The following is a 14038-nucleotide window of genomic DNA, read 5'->3' on the forward strand; positions in this document are numbered from 1 at the left end:
CAGTGTCCCTTCTGGGACAGGTTTGAATTTTGACGGTATGCTCACAAAATCGCAGTACCTTTTCTACCTCTACTAGGTGAAATAAGGGGTAAAATTTAGCTTTCCCCGTTCAGAAAAGATTTTCTCCAACTTTTAAAAGACTTTCTGAACGACTTGATTTCACTGCGGAGCAGGTTCAAGTACTCTTTCTCTTCAACCCCATCACGTTCCAATCCATTGCAATATGAAAGTATGTTGCGGGTCATGATATTGATAAAAGTAAGGCTCTTCATTCTCGATTTATAAGAAGTGCTAGTAGCAGCTGAGGTAATCTCTTTGATGATCAAATCAGCATCGGTCAATAAAGAGTCAGAAAGATGGTCTCTAAAGCTGGTTGACTTTTTTAGGGAGAATAAATCTTGGTTATATGAAAAATAAGAAGCCACAGCCTTGCTCAAATCATAAAGAGCCAGTGATTTACGGTAAACGGGCAAAGAATGTATAGGTCCGTATTGCATCTGCAGCAAAAAAAATGATGACTTTAAAATTACTTTATAAAATCTAGTATTTACCTTAAACTTTAATTGTAAAAATGTGTTTTACTTTTTAATTTTAGTTTTTTCAACACTTTTCTTTTAAAACTATGGATGAACTGAATTGGAAAATTTTACACTGCTTACAGGTCAACGCCAGGGAATCATTTTCAAACATCGGCCGACAGGTCGGTCTGACTCCGCCGTCGGTTGCCGAGCGTGTCAAAAAAATGGAAGATCTTGGCATCATACAAGGGTACCGTACCGATATTTCACATACCCTCACAGGCTTTCAGTTGAAAGGAATTATCATGCTGCGTGCCTTTGTTGGTAAGCTAAAGCCGTTTTTAGATAAAGTGGACAGCTTTGATGAGGTCATCAATTGTTATCGGATAACGGGCAATGAAAACATAGTTATGCAAGTGGTGCTTAAAGACCAGTTTCATTTAGAAAAGTTTATTGATCGATTGATAGTCTATGGCGAATGCAGAACACATATTATATTATCTACCGTAGTTGGTAATGGACATTTGAAGAAGATTGAATAAATTAGTGTTAGGTCTGTGCCTTTTGCAGCATGATTTCTGGCCAGATTTTTGATACGAAAATGGTATGGATAAAAAACCACTCCTGCTTTTACCCTTATTGTTCTTGGTTTGTGCATTGAATGCTCAAACCTTTACGCTTAAAAAAGGTATCGTCATCGACTCCCTTCCTGTTCACGATTCGATTCCTGAGACATTTTCACTGTATTTGCCGACCGATTTTGTTACGGACAGAACTTGGCCGGTGCTCTTTGCCTTTGATTTGAAAGGAACTTCGAAAAAGACAATTTCGATGTTTGCGAATGTGGCCGAAAAAGAAGGATATATTCTGGCGACATCCAATCATTTGTCTGACTCCATATCACTGTCAAACAATATGTTGCGAACCAGTAGAATGATGAGTGCCGTGAAGAGGCTACTTCCGATGGACAATGACCGCGTCTATACCGCAGGGTTTTCGAGCGGGGGCAGATTTGCCAATCTTGTGCCGCTTTTCATTAAAGGCATTACGGGGGCTATTTCTTGTGGCGCATCATTGTCAAACATTGAATTGCTGAACACAAAGATCCCTTTTCATTATATCGCCATCGTGGGAAGGGAAGACTTTACCTATACCGACGCACTGAAAGACAAGAAAGTGCTCAATAAATTAAAATTTGAAAATCAACTGCTGCTTTTTGATGAGGGAAAAAAATGGCCCGATATGCAATATCTGCAGCAAGCATTGCAACTTTTTAAACTGAGCAAAATGGCCAAAGGAGGTATTGCCAAAGATTCAAATTATATTGAAAAAGTATTCAGAAGCGATGTCGCTCGTGTACGGCAGTTGGTTTCCGAGAACAAGCCCCTTATGGCCGAGCGCGCAATGTCAGATATGATTGCTGCTTATCGATTGCACAAGCCCGTTGATTCACTGAAAGAGGCGAAAAAGGAACTCAGAAAGCAAAAGGCCTACAAAAGTGCCAAACGGGCTGAAAATTCAGCCTTTTTTCAAGAGTCCCTTTTACGTGAAGATTATCAATACTATCTCGAAGAAGACCTTTTGACCTATAATTTCAACAATTTGGGATGGTGGAACTATCAGATGGGCGAACTACAGAAGTTCATCAATGGCGATGATAACACATTCAAACAGCGCATGGGCAAAAGGGTCAAAGACTATCTCAATGCACTGATAGAAGATAATATTGATATCATCAAAGCCGAGAAAACAGTCGATGAAGACGCACTTGTATTTTTGTCAATGTTGAAGACCATCACCGAGCCAACGAATTACAATCATTACCTTCAGGTGATATCCATAAGTGCAAAGAACGAAGATTTTGGTACGGCCTTGTTCTATCTTGAAGAGTTGCTAAAAAAAGGATTTAAGGATAAAGAACGGCTCTACAATGTAGAACACACAGCACTTTTTCGTATTTCTCCTGAATTCAACGAGTTGGTCTCAAAATACCTTAAAGACTCACGATATGATGTCATTGAGGACTAACGTCAACTAACCATTCAAAATCACCTGACAAAAAGTTTCTTTTTCACATAGCAAAAAGATATTTCATTTTCTTTGGCTCATTTTGAAGGGTTAGTTGGTATGAGTTTGGGCACTTCGTCCAAGTTCCAATCAATGACAAGTCCGCCCGCAAGTGATTCGGCAATTTCTTTTCCATAAAGATATTCGCACAGGTAAAGTGCGGCCTCAAAACTTTTTGCGCCCCCGGCAGAGGTGATGTACTTTCCATCGTGAACGAACAACACCGAATCTTCCACTTTTAATTGTGGAAACATCGCCTTGTACGTTTCAATATCACTGGGAAAGGTCGTAGAGACGACACTGTCCAACAATCCTGCTTTGGCCAGCACAAAAGCCCCGTCACAATGCGAGGTGACAAAGAGGGCTTCCCTATCCACTTTTTTTACAAAATTGAGCATGACCGTGTCCTGTAGATCGGTATCCAGATGATGTTCGGCACTGGGTACCACGAGGATGTCTATTTTGGGAATGGAATCTTTGGTGTAGTCAAAATCTGGAAGCACCCTGACCCCTTCAAAAGTTGTAATGGGGTCCAATGTATTCGCCACGGTAAAGGTATTCATCGCCTTGATGCCCTTTCGGTATTGGGTATGCTGAAAAATGTCGTACGGTGCCGTGAATTCGGTATTGTAGACGCCATCCATAATCAAAAAACCCACATTGTAACGATTGGGCTCGAGCTTTTTGCGTATTCTGTTTTCTTCGGATTCAATTTTCGCCTTGTTGGAATTTTGGCATGAGATAACGGCCAGTACGATGGCAATGTAAGCAAACAGGTATTTCATGGTCTGTGATGATTGAAATGGAAAATTACGATACTATCGCCGATTTGTAAAAAACACATTCGTTGTATTTTCGCAGTATGTTTTCAAAATGGATGTATACGATAGGGTTTGCGGTTGTGGTATTGCTGGCCTGCAAACAAGGAAAGCACTATCATGATGAAGTGCAAAAAATGGAGTCCAGTATTTCTGAGATAGCCTCCATAGTGCAATGGCAAACCGATTTGAACGAAACGTTTAAAAATCCGGAAACGTCACCCTTGCCCGATAGATTTCGAAAAGATTTCAGAGGATTGGATTTCTTCCCTCCAGACACTTCCTACATTGTCAAGGCACGAATAAAGCGAACCCCCGATGCCGAACCTTTTTTGATGCCGACAACAACCGATAAAAAAAGCAGAGAGGTCGTATTCGGTATCGTCCATTTCTGGCTGAATGGCAGGGAACATCAGTTGGAGGTCTATCAAAATCTTGATGGCGGTCCGATACAGCGAAGACGACTTTTTTTACCGTTTTATGATGAGACCAATGGCGAGGAAACCTATGGGGGTGGCCGTTACATCGATTTGGCCATACCTAAAGAAGATAGTATCATCATTGATTTCAATAAGGCGTACAACCCGTATTGCGTGTACAACAAAAAATACTCCTGCCCTCTAGTACCAAGGCAAAATTATTTGAGAACTAATGTGAGGGCAGGAGTGAAAGATTTTCAAAGTGATTAAAAAAGCCCCTGATGATTTGGTCAGGGGCCCCTTCGTATCAACTATATGAATGGAATGATTTTAAAACGAGTAAACGGCTGCCAGTACAAATGAGGCCAGACTTTCGTTGAATTCTAAATCACCGTTCAAGAATACTTCCTCTGATGCGCTATCCAATCTGAGCTCAGGAATAATGGTCAAATCCCCAATTTTAGCATTTCCTGTCAGGGTCACAGCAAAAACATTGGCATCTCCATCAGCATCGGCACCGATGCCTGCTGCATTTCCAAATCCTTCCATGGTGGCAAAGTATTCACCACGAAGGCCTATTGCGAAATTATCGGATGTAGTCAACTGCGGATAGAGTGCCGCACCGTAGAAACCTACACCGTCTGTATCTTGGTAGGTGGCATTGATGCCCAAATAGAATTTGTCCGAAAGATCGAAGCCACCCGTATAATCTATTTGAAACAGGGATTCAACATCGGTATCCACCAATTCGGTGCCATTAAAAAACTCATTAGACCCCTGTTTGCCGTACAAAAAGTTAAGGTATTGGCCAGAAAATCCCAATTGTGCACCAAAAGACAATTCCCCAAACGGATTGATGTCCGTAAAATCGGTGGGGTTCAATACGGCCAACATGGCACTCCAATCGTTGCCCAAATCAAAGTCTGCCTTTAGACCTGCATGTGAAAATGGTCCGTATGAGAACATATATGAGGTGCTATAATTGAAGTTTGCCGCTGGAGAAATTACTTCGTAACCAAGAAATGTGTTGAAATTACCAAATGTAAGGGTGGTACTTTCGCTGACATTCCAATATACATACAACTGGTTGACAATGTTGGCTGAACCGATGGGTGATCCAAAAACGGCATCCTCACCTCGTGGTCCAAAAACCAAGTCAGCGACAAAACCGACTTTTGTGCCTTCATAGCTTGCGATGAGGTTGGCCATACCCAAGGCAAAACCGGGGTCGTTGGCAAATGAAGTGCCCGGTGCTGCGGGTGCAAAATCGTCTCCCGCTGTGTTTTCAACGGTTTTATTCAGACCATTAAAGTTTGCCCTGTAATAGGCATCAACGGTTCCGCTAAAGGTGAACTTTTTCTTTTCTTCCTCTTCTTGTGCCAAAAGCGGCGAAGTGAATAGGGCAAGAAAGGTGAATAAAACTATATTTTTTACGAATTTTGTAGTTACAACTGTTTTCATAATTCAAAGGTTTGATTCCCTCAAGGGGGAGTTAAAATGATTTGATACTAGAGATTGAAATGGTTGATAACGGAGCGTTCTGCCAAACGCTCCGTTTCCATTATTACATATTAATGTTGATTCATCCTGAAATCGGCATAGGCATCCATACCGTGTTCGTGCATATCGAGACCTTCGATCTCTTCTTCTTTTGAAACCCGAAGCCCCATGGTCTTTTTCAATGCAAACAGCATGACAAAACCTACGACGGAGCAGAAAGCACCCGCAGCACCGACACCTGCCAATTGCACCAAAAATTGGTCAAGGCCAGCCTTGGCACCAAAAATACCTACGGCCAATGTGCCCCAAATGCCACAGATTAAATGCACTGCCACGGCACCAACGGGATCGTCCAATTTCAATTTATCGATTAAGGCTACACCGAGCACAATGATGACACCTGCTAAAAGACCGATGATCACGGCCTCGTTGGGCGACATCAAATCTGCACCAGCGGTAATGCCCACCAGTCCGCCCAAGATACCGTTGAGGAACATGGTCAAATCATAGTTTTTGTACAAGAGGGTAGAGGTCAAAAATGCGGCCACGCCACCTGCTGCCGCTGCCAATGAGGTGGTCACCAATACCAATGAAGTGGTTGCCGGATCGGCAGAAAGCACCGAACCTCCATTAAAGCCAAACCATCCCAACCAGAGAATAAGAACCCCTGCGGCGGTCAAAGGTAAATTGTGGCCAGGTATTGCGTTCACCTTACCGTCTTCATCAAATTTTCCGATACGTGCGCCGAGAAGGTAAATGGCAATCAAAGCGGCCCATCCGCCCACAGAGTGGACCAAAGTAGAACCTGCAAAATCATAGAACCCTTCAGCTTCGCCATAAGAAAGTGTGGAGAGGAATCCACCGCCCCACTGCCACGACCCCACTATGGGGTAAACAATGCCGACATAAAGAATAACGAAAATCATAAAGGTGCCCAGTTTTATACGTTCTGCCACGGCACCCGATACGATTGTTGCAGCAGTGGCCGCAAACATGCCCTGAAACAAAAAGTCTGTCCACCATGTATAACCACCATCGGCATAATCGGGGGTCATGCCATTTTCTGGCGCTCCAATGCCCCAACCTGCAAATTTCAAAAATCCTGCATCGCCATCTTCAAAGCCTGGATACATTAAATTGAATCCACCTATATAGTAGAGCAAGAGCCCAATACAGATGATAAAGACATTTTTGAATAAGATATTGACCGTATTTTTTTGACGGGTAAGTCCGATTTCCAAAAAAGAGAAGCCCAAGTGCATGGCGAATACCAGGCCTGTGCATATCATCATCCACACATTGTTGGCTGTAAATAATCCTGTTTCCATATTAATAGTATTGTTAGTTGGTTAGTTTTAGTTTATTGCTGGGTTGCCACTTTCTCGCGTCCGTATGCGATAGGTTTCAACGATTTCTGAAATGAATATTTTGCCATCACCGACGTTTCCGGTGCTTGCTGAGTCAAATATGGCATTGACGGTGCGTTCCAAGAATTCATCAGAAACCACAATGACCAAATAGCGTCGTTGTATATCGGTTGTGCTGTAAGAAATACCACGATAGACGTGACCTTGTTTTTCATTTCCAACCCCAGTTACGTCCCAGTAACTAAAGAAGTTGACCTCGATTTCGTGAAGTGCTTTTTTCACTTCATCGAACTTCGATTTTCTAATAATTGCCTCGACTTTTTTCATAATAATTAAGTTAATTAGTGTGCCAAATATATAGTATTCGATATGAGAGTATCTAAATTTTTAGGGTAATAGCATCAATTTTTATCTTTATTGCGATAACACCCCCCCAAAATTAGGGGTACATGATTTTAAAATATATTTTATTGAATTGTTAATAATTTGTTACCAAGGAAATATTGTTGGGCGAGGACCGCATGTAGGAAAGCCCCTTGAATTGCGATGGACAATTCAATCTAAAATAAAATGGACGTCACCCGTTGTGCATTTTGATGGAAAAGCGTCAAATGATGTCGAAATCTTCATTCTTTTCCTCCTGTCCTAAAGGATGGAATAAAGATTTCTTCCATTATCCCTTTAGGGTACGGGAAAAAATGGGAGAAATTCTTTAAAAGAAATACAAATGCGCAATGGGAGGTGTGCTTAGAATTTATACGAAACGTGAAGACCAGAGCCCCAAGGCAACGGCGAATATGCCCAGAAGTATGCTGGAAGCGAGATAGATAAAAAAATACCAAGGTTCACCAGCCTTTAAAAGATGGTGTTTTTCAAAGGCGAATGCCGAAAAAGTGGTGAAGCCACCACAAAACCCTGTGGCGAGGAGCAACGTTTGATTAGAATTGAGAAGGTTGCCCCTTTGTGATAGCCCAAAGATGAAACCAATGAGAAGGCACCCTATGATATTGACGGCAAAAGTTCCGAGAAAGAATTTGTCATGAACGGGATTTAACGCTTTGGCTATCAGAAAACGCAAAGCACTTCCAAGTCCACCCCCAAGAAAAACAATAAGAACCTGCTTCATCGAATTTAAAGATACGGACTATACCGCTTCTTTATATTCTGTTTCGGAATAGTCGTTCGAAAGAAGTTTAGAAACAGGATTGCCAGATATCTTCTGAAGTGGTTTTTTGAACCTATCTCGAGCACCGTTTACACTAAAAATTAGAAATAGTGCATTGATAATCAAAAGAATGAATAAAATGCCAAAGAAAGTAATCATGGGTGTTTTTTGTTGATTACAAATGTACGTCTTTTCCTATACTATACGAATGAACGGCAAATAATGTTGTGTATTTGTTAATTTTTGTGGTGTAGGCAATGTTCAGGCATAATTTCTGAGAAGATATTTGGTCATAACGAGAATACCTACAAATATGATAAAAGAAATGAGCACCCAAATGACACCTTTATAATTCTTCTTGTGCAGTTTTTTGTCCTTTTTGTAGGCAAGCACTATCAAAATTGTGAAAAAAATGATGAAAAGTATTGCAAAAATCAATTGACCTTGACTGAGCATCGAGCTATTTTTAGACAAATTTAAAGCAATGCCTACGGAATGAAAAGTAAAATAGCAGCGGTAGAACAGTTTCACATTTCTTTTGGTCTTGGGGTGTCAAAAGAACCCAAGGCTGACTTGGGAATCGATAAAAACCTCTTGCGCTTCAATTTGATGGATGAGGAAAACAGGGAATACCTCGAAGCGGCCAATAGCGGAGACTTGGTAGAGGTTGCTGATGCGCTTGGCGATATGCTCTACATCTTGTGCGGCACCATTTTGGAACACGGCATGCAGCACAAGATTGAAGAGGTGTTCGAAGAGATACAGCGAAGCAACATGAGTAAATTGGACCAAAATGGAAAGCCCATATACCGTGAAGACGGCAAAGTATTGAAAGGGCCGAACTATTTTAGGCCCGACATCAAGGCGATACTTGAAAATTAGGGCCTGTCAAAAAAGGGCGAAAAGCCACTTTTTGGCTTTTTTTTCAGACCTTATACAACTTGGTGCCGCCAACCAAACTTATCCTCGCCACGATTGTACTGAATATCGGTGATTCGTTTTTTGAGAAGGTCGGCATAACTTTCTGATAATTCTGGCAATTCATAATCGGTGCCCTGATAGCCAAAAACAGAGATCGGCGACACTACTGCTGCAGTGCCTGCACCGAACATTTCTTTCAACATTCCTTTTTTGGCAGCTTCCACGACCTCAGCTACCGAAATCTTTCGTACCTCAGTGGGTATGCCTTCATCTTCGGCAATCTGTAAAATGCTTTTTCGGGTGATACCATCCAGAATTCTGTCGCTGGTCGGCCCTGTTATGAGTGTATCACCAATCCGCACAAAAACATTCATGGCACCCGCTTCTTCAAGATATTCGTGGGAAACGTCATCCGTCCAGATGACTTGATGGTATCCTTTTTCAACGGCCAGTTGGGTAGGATAAAATTGCCCGGCATAATTGCCACCGGCCTTGGCAAAACCAACCCCCCCGTTGGCCGCCCTAGAGTATTTTTCTTCAATCAAGACCTTAACCTTTCCGCTAAAATAGCCACCAGACGGTGCAAGTGCGATGATAAAGGTGTATTCATTGGCTGGCGAAGCATGAAAACCTTCCCCAGAAGCAAAAATAAATGGTCTGATGTACAGCGAGCTGCCTGCTTGGGTGGGAATCCAATCTTTCTCCAATCGCAAGAGGGCCTCAAGGCCATCCATAAAAATATGCTCGGGCAATTCGGGTATGGCCATACGCTTTGCCGAAATGTTCAACCGCTTTTGGTTGTCTTTCGGACGGAAAAGCCAAACACTGCCATGCTCATCTTTGTAGGCTTTCATTCCCTCAAAAATAGATTGGCCATAATGGAAAATTTTAGCAGCAGGATTTAAGGTCAAAGGTTGGTAGGGCACTATTTTAGGATTTTCCCAAGCTCCATTTTTATACTTTGCCACCAACATGTGGTCGGTAAAAACGCTACCAAAAGAAAGATTGTCAAAATCTACTTCTTGAAGCCTTGAAGATTTTACCTTTTCAACTGAAATATTTTCCGTTAGGGTTGACATACGAACAAAATTTAATGATTAAAATTAGCGATAAAAGTCAATTAAAGTTGCATTTTTACGCTGAAAATGCCCAGTTTACACGGGTTACAATCCATTTTTTTGAATTATGAAAAGTTTTAACATATTACTTGCAGCTTTTTTAGTGCTCAATGTGGCATACGGCCAAGAAATCGAGACAAAAAAAGATTATTCGCTTTATGGAACACCATTTACCCCCAACAAAATTTTGACTGTTGAAGCAATGGCAGATGCGTACAAAAACCTTAAGGTAGGTGATTCACTGTCCGTTGCTTTTTCGGCCAACGTCAATGAGGTCTGCCAGGCCAAAGGCTGCTGGATGAATCTGCAATTGAATGAAGAAGAAGGTAAAGAGGTGCTCGTGAAGTTCAAAGATTATGGCTTTTTTGTTCCCACAGACTTGAACAAGAACTTGGTCATTGTGAACGGCAAAGCTTTTGTTGAAGAGCTTTCTGTAGATGAGCAACGCCATTATGCACATGATGCAGGCAAAAGTCGTGCTGAGGTGGCCAAAATCACTGAACCCAAAAGAACATTGCGCTTTGAAGCTGCTGGGGTGTTGATTGAAGAATAGGTGCAGCGCAAAATCATCATAACGGGCGATGGGTCAAAAACCATTCAAATTTCAGATTGGGACGAGCAGTACCATTCAAAACACGGTGCGGTACAAGAGGCCTATCATGTCTTCATCAAGAAGGGGCTGCAACTTTTTAACAATGAACATATTTCTATACTGGAAATTGGCTTTGGCACCGGGCTCAATGCCCTGATTACGTTGATGGAGTCAAAAAAATTGGGTTTGAAAATCGATTATACCGGGGTAGAGGCATATCCGGTCAGTATTGAGGAAATAGCGCAACTCAACTATATCGAAGTTTTGGATGTCGAAAACTTTAAGGAGCATTTTGAAAGCATGCATAACACTCCTTGGGAAGAATCGATAGCGATTACACCCGATTTTAATTTAAAAAAGCAACAAAAAGACTTCAAAGAAATTGCAGATGACCAGCAATATCATCTTATCTATTTTGATGCCTTTGGTGCCCGGGTACAGCCAGAATTGTGGACGGAATCTGTTTTTTCAGGCATGTACACCGCTCTGAAAGCAAATGGCATTTTGGTGACCTATGCCGCAAAGGGCAGCGTTCGGCGGGCAATGCAGCACGTAGGTTTTCAGGTAGAACGGCTTGAAGGCCCGCCAGGAAAGCGCGAAATGTTAAGGGCGAGAAAGGTTTTATACTAATTTAACTGAAAACGTGGGGTACTTTGTTAAACCTTCGCTAATGCACGCAATACCAATATTTTGAAGCGGTATCTTTGTTTAAATAAAGTTTTGACTACATGAAGATTTTGATTACTGGCGCAACTGGACTGGTCGGAAAAGCAATCACCAAACGGCTACATGAACGTGGTGATACCGTACACTATTTGACCACCAGCAAACAAAAAATAGAATCTGCTGAAAACTATAAAGGATTCTATTGGAATCCCAAAAAAGGCGAGATTGACACCGCATGTTTTGATGGCGTTTCAGGAATCATCAATCTGGCAGGGGCCAGCATTTCAAAAAGATGGACAAAAAGTTATAAGCAAACCATTCTCAGTAGCAGGTTAGACAGCCTCAGCACTCTACGTAAAGCCTTGGATGAAAATCCGACAACAGATATCAAGTCTTTTGTCTCAGCTTCCGCTATTGGTATTTATCCGGACTCAATGACCACATTGTACGAAGAAGACGAAACGGCCGTAGACGATAGTTTTCTCGGGGAAGTCGTCGAAGCTTGGGAAAAAGAAATCGACACGCTTAAAAAATTTGAATTTCCCGTGGCAAAAATCAGAATTGGTTTAGTGCTTTCGATGAATGGCGGCGCTTTGCCGCAAATGGTAAAGCCTGTTCAGTATTATGCGGGTGCCGCTTTTGGTTCGGGCGAACAATGGCAATCATGGATCCATATTGATGACTTGGCACGTATGTTCGTTCATGTTTTAGATTATGCTTTCAACGGAATTTACAATGGGGTGGCTCCCAACCCGGTGACCAACGAAAAGCTTGTAACCTGTATAGCAAGCACCCTCAAAAAGCCTTTGTTCTTACCCAATATCCCCAAATTTGTGATGCAAACTATTTTGGGCGAAATGGCCTATCTGTTATTTGCCAGTCAGCGGGTCAGCAGCAAAAAAATCGAGAATACCGGTTTTAGCTTCATACACCCGAACATCATGGGGGCACTTGAGGATCTGCTTGTAGATGATGCTGGCACTCAAACATCGACATCGGCTTCGTATACCAAAGAATATGTTTAAATAAAACATTCCTAAAATGACTTTCATCCGCCTTTTGGCGGATTTTTTTATTCTATTTGTGACATTTTGACATTTTTAGAGAATTGGCAGTACTTTTGCCGACCTAAAATGATTTAAAGCAAGATACATGAGCAAGAAGAGTAAAGTAGAAGAGATGGATGAAGCGGTCAAAGACCAAGAATCCTTTGAAGATACCGAACTTGATACCATAAATAAAGAGACTTCTGAAGTTGGAGAAGAAGAGCCGGCACTTTCTGTTGAAGAACAATTGAAAGAAGAACTGGCAAAAGAAAAAGATAAGTTTCTTCGACTTTTTGCCGAATTTGAAAACTTTAAAAGGCGCACTTCAAAAGAACGCATTGAATTGTTCAAAACTGCAGGTCAAGAAGTGATGCAGGCGTTGTTGCCCGTACTCGATGATTTTGACCGTGCGCTGAAAGAACTTTCAAAATCTGAGGATAAAGAAATGTTCAAGGGCGTTGAACTTATCAATGTCAAATTGCGCGAAACACTGAAGAACAAAGGGCTTGAACAAGTTGAGGTTGCCGAAGGCGATGCTTTTGATGCCGAAGTTCACGACGCAATTACCCAGATACCTGCCCCGAATAAAAAAATGAAGGGCAAGATCATCGATGTCATCGAAAAAGGATTCAAACTTGGTGACAGAATCATCAGGCATCCAAAAGTGGTGGTCGGTACTTAAAAAAGATACATGAAGCAAGATTATTACGAAATACTGGGCGTATCTAAAAATGCCACTGCGGCCGAAATAAAGAAAGCGTACCGCAAAAAGGCACTGGAATTCCATCCAGATAAAAATCCGGGTGACGCCAAGGCCGAAGAAATGTTCAAAAAATCGGCTGAGGCCTATGAGGTGCTGAGCGATCCAGACAAACGCGCCAAGTATGACCAATTTGGTCATGCGGCCTTTGAAGGGGGTGGATTCGGCTCTGGCGGTATGAACATGGAAGATATTTTCAGCCAGTTTGGAGATATCTTTGGCAGTGCTTTCGGAGGAGGTTTTAGCGGTTTTGGCGGTTTTGGTGGAGGCCAGCGCAGGGTCAAGGGCAGCAACCTCAGAATCCGGGTCAAGCTTAACCTTCAAGAAGTGGCCAAAGGCGTCGAGAAAAAAGTCAAGGTAAAACGCAAGGTACAGGCCGATGGCGTAACCTATAAAACATGCCCTACCTGTAACGGCAGTGGTCAAATGACCAAGATTACGAATACCATTTTGGGCCGCATGCAGACCGCAACAACATGCAACAGCTGTGGCGGTGCCGGCCAGGTCATCGACAAGCGACCCAGTGACGCTGATGCACAAGGATTAAAAGTGGTTGAAGAAATGGTGTCGATCAAGATTCCAGCAGGTGTTGAAGAAGGCATGCAATTAAAAGTTTCCGGCAGGGGCAATGCCGCTCCGGGTGATGGTATTCCGGGCGATTTGTTGGTGGCCATTGAAACTGAAGAACACCCGTATTTAAAAAGAGAGGGCGATAATTTGCATTACGACCTCTACATTAACATATCTGATGCGGTGCTGGGCACTTCAAAAGAAATAGATACGGTCGACGGTAAGGTACGCATCAAACTGGAACCCGGCATACAATCAGGAAAGATATTGCGGTTGAGGGGCAAGGGCATAGCCAGCCTAAATGGTTATGGTAACGGCGACCTCTTGGTGCACGTCAATGTATGGACGCCAAAAGAACTGAACAAAGAACAGCGAGAGTTTTTTGAACGCATGCAGAATGATGAGAATTTTGAGCCAAAACCCGAAAAATCAGACAAATCATTCTTTGAAAAAGTAAAAGATATGTTCTCATAACGAATTAAAGTTCTGTTTTTATAGAAAAAGTGTATAT

Annotated in this window: 17 protein-coding genes; 9 read left to right on the plus strand and 8 right to left on the minus strand. The window is 42.2% G+C overall.

What is annotated here, in order from left to right; translation table 11 throughout:
* Window positions 1-95: 95 nt before the first annotated feature.
* Window positions 96-497 (minus strand): hypothetical protein, encoded by a 402-nt coding sequence (locus AAAH86_RS01265; RefSeq protein ID WP_343485679.1) that lies wholly within the window; start codon window positions 495-497, stop codon window positions 96-98.
* Window positions 498-622: 125 nt separating this feature from the next.
* Between AAAH86_RS01265 and AAAH86_RS01270 the strand changes: the two genes are divergently transcribed.
* A complete protein-coding gene (locus AAAH86_RS01270) occupies window positions 623-1060 on the plus strand; it encodes an Lrp/AsnC family transcriptional regulator (protein WP_343485680.1) in 438 nt (145 codons plus the stop codon).
* 64 nt (window positions 1061-1124) lie between these two features.
* Window positions 1125-2546: an alpha/beta hydrolase gene (locus AAAH86_RS01275; protein WP_343485681.1), complete on the plus strand. Its 1422-nt coding sequence runs from the start codon at window positions 1125-1127 to the stop codon at window positions 2544-2546.
* A 77-nt stretch (window positions 2547-2623) separates the two neighbouring features.
* Here AAAH86_RS01275 and AAAH86_RS01280 read toward each other — a convergent pair whose 3' ends face one another.
* The gene (locus AAAH86_RS01280; protein WP_343485682.1) at window positions 2624-3370 is read right to left on the minus strand and encodes a DJ-1/PfpI family protein; all 747 of its coding nucleotides are present in this window, start codon (window positions 3368-3370) and stop codon (window positions 2624-2626) included.
* Between the two features lie 92 nt (window positions 3371-3462).
* Here AAAH86_RS01280 and AAAH86_RS01285 point away from each other — a divergent pair, with 92 nt between their 5' ends.
* Window positions 3463-4092: a DUF1684 domain-containing protein gene (locus AAAH86_RS01285; RefSeq protein WP_343485683.1), complete on the plus strand. Its 630-nt coding sequence runs from the start codon at window positions 3463-3465 to the stop codon at window positions 4090-4092.
* A 60-nt stretch (window positions 4093-4152) separates the two neighbouring features.
* Here AAAH86_RS01285 and AAAH86_RS01290 read toward each other — a convergent pair whose 3' ends face one another.
* The 5 genes from AAAH86_RS01290 to AAAH86_RS01310 all read right to left on the minus strand — a co-directional run bounded on the left by AAAH86_RS01290 (window position 4153) and on the right by AAAH86_RS01310 (window position 8310).
* Window positions 4153-5283, minus strand: coding sequence for an outer membrane beta-barrel protein (locus AAAH86_RS01290; protein WP_343485684.1), 1131 nt, complete (start codon window positions 5281-5283; stop codon window positions 4153-4155).
* Window positions 5284-5393: 110 nt separating this feature from the next.
* Window positions 5394-6650, minus strand: a complete 1257-nt coding sequence (gene amt, locus AAAH86_RS01295; protein ID WP_343485685.1) for an ammonium transporter — start codon at window positions 6648-6650, stop codon at window positions 5394-5396.
* A gap of 27 nt (window positions 6651-6677) precedes the next feature.
* Window positions 6678-7016: a P-II family nitrogen regulator gene (locus AAAH86_RS01300; RefSeq protein WP_343485686.1), complete on the minus strand. Its 339-nt coding sequence runs from the start codon at window positions 7014-7016 to the stop codon at window positions 6678-6680.
* Window positions 7017-7443: 427 nt separating this feature from the next.
* A complete protein-coding gene (gene crcB, locus AAAH86_RS01305; RefSeq protein ID WP_343485687.1) occupies window positions 7444-7815 on the minus strand; it encodes a fluoride efflux transporter CrcB in 372 nt (123 codons plus the stop codon).
* A gap of 300 nt (window positions 7816-8115) precedes the next feature.
* On the minus strand, window positions 8116-8310 hold the full coding sequence (locus tag AAAH86_RS01310; RefSeq protein WP_343485688.1) for a hypothetical protein: 195 nt from the start codon (window positions 8308-8310) through the stop codon (window positions 8116-8118).
* 39 nt (window positions 8311-8349) lie between these two features.
* On the opposite strand from AAAH86_RS01310, the gene AAAH86_RS01315 reads away from it, so the two are divergent.
* A complete protein-coding gene (locus tag AAAH86_RS01315; protein ID WP_343485689.1) occupies window positions 8350-8736 on the plus strand; it encodes a nucleoside triphosphate pyrophosphohydrolase family protein in 387 nt (128 codons plus the stop codon).
* A gap of 50 nt (window positions 8737-8786) precedes the next feature.
* Here the strand turns inward: AAAH86_RS01315 and AAAH86_RS01320 are convergent, their stop codons facing one another.
* Complete coding sequence (locus AAAH86_RS01320) at window positions 8787-9854, minus strand: branched-chain amino acid aminotransferase (RefSeq protein ID WP_343485690.1); 1068 nt, start codon at window positions 9852-9854, stop codon at window positions 8787-8789.
* A gap of 106 nt (window positions 9855-9960) precedes the next feature.
* On the opposite strand from AAAH86_RS01320, the gene AAAH86_RS01325 reads away from it, so the two are divergent.
* From AAAH86_RS01325 to dnaJ, 5 genes are all read left to right on the plus strand, one after another.
* Window positions 9961-10446 carry a DUF4920 domain-containing protein gene (locus AAAH86_RS01325; RefSeq protein WP_343485692.1) on the plus strand — a complete coding sequence of 162 codons (486 nt, stop codon included), beginning with the start codon at window positions 9961-9963 and terminating at the stop codon, window positions 10444-10446.
* Window positions 10447-11115: a tRNA (5-methylaminomethyl-2-thiouridine)(34)-methyltransferase MnmD gene (gene mnmD, locus AAAH86_RS01330; protein ID WP_343485693.1), complete on the plus strand. Its 669-nt coding sequence runs from the start codon at window positions 10447-10449 to the stop codon at window positions 11113-11115. It abuts the gene before it with no gap.
* Window positions 11116-11213: 98 nt separating this feature from the next.
* Window positions 11214-12176, plus strand: a complete 963-nt coding sequence (locus AAAH86_RS01335; protein ID WP_343485694.1) for a TIGR01777 family oxidoreductase — start codon at window positions 11214-11216, stop codon at window positions 12174-12176.
* 127 nt (window positions 12177-12303) lie between these two features.
* Window positions 12304-12879 carry a nucleotide exchange factor GrpE gene (locus AAAH86_RS01340; protein WP_343485695.1) on the plus strand — a complete coding sequence of 192 codons (576 nt, stop codon included), beginning with the start codon at window positions 12304-12306 and terminating at the stop codon, window positions 12877-12879.
* A gap of 9 nt (window positions 12880-12888) precedes the next feature.
* Complete coding sequence (gene dnaJ / locus AAAH86_RS01345; RefSeq protein WP_343485696.1) at window positions 12889-14001, plus strand: molecular chaperone DnaJ; 1113 nt, start codon at window positions 12889-12891, stop codon at window positions 13999-14001.
* The last annotated feature ends 37 nt before the right edge of the window (window positions 14002-14038 follow it).

This window comes from Allomuricauda sp. d1, assembly GCF_039592695.1.
Lineage (GTDB): Bacteria > Bacteroidota > Bacteroidia > Flavobacteriales > Flavobacteriaceae > Flagellimonas_A.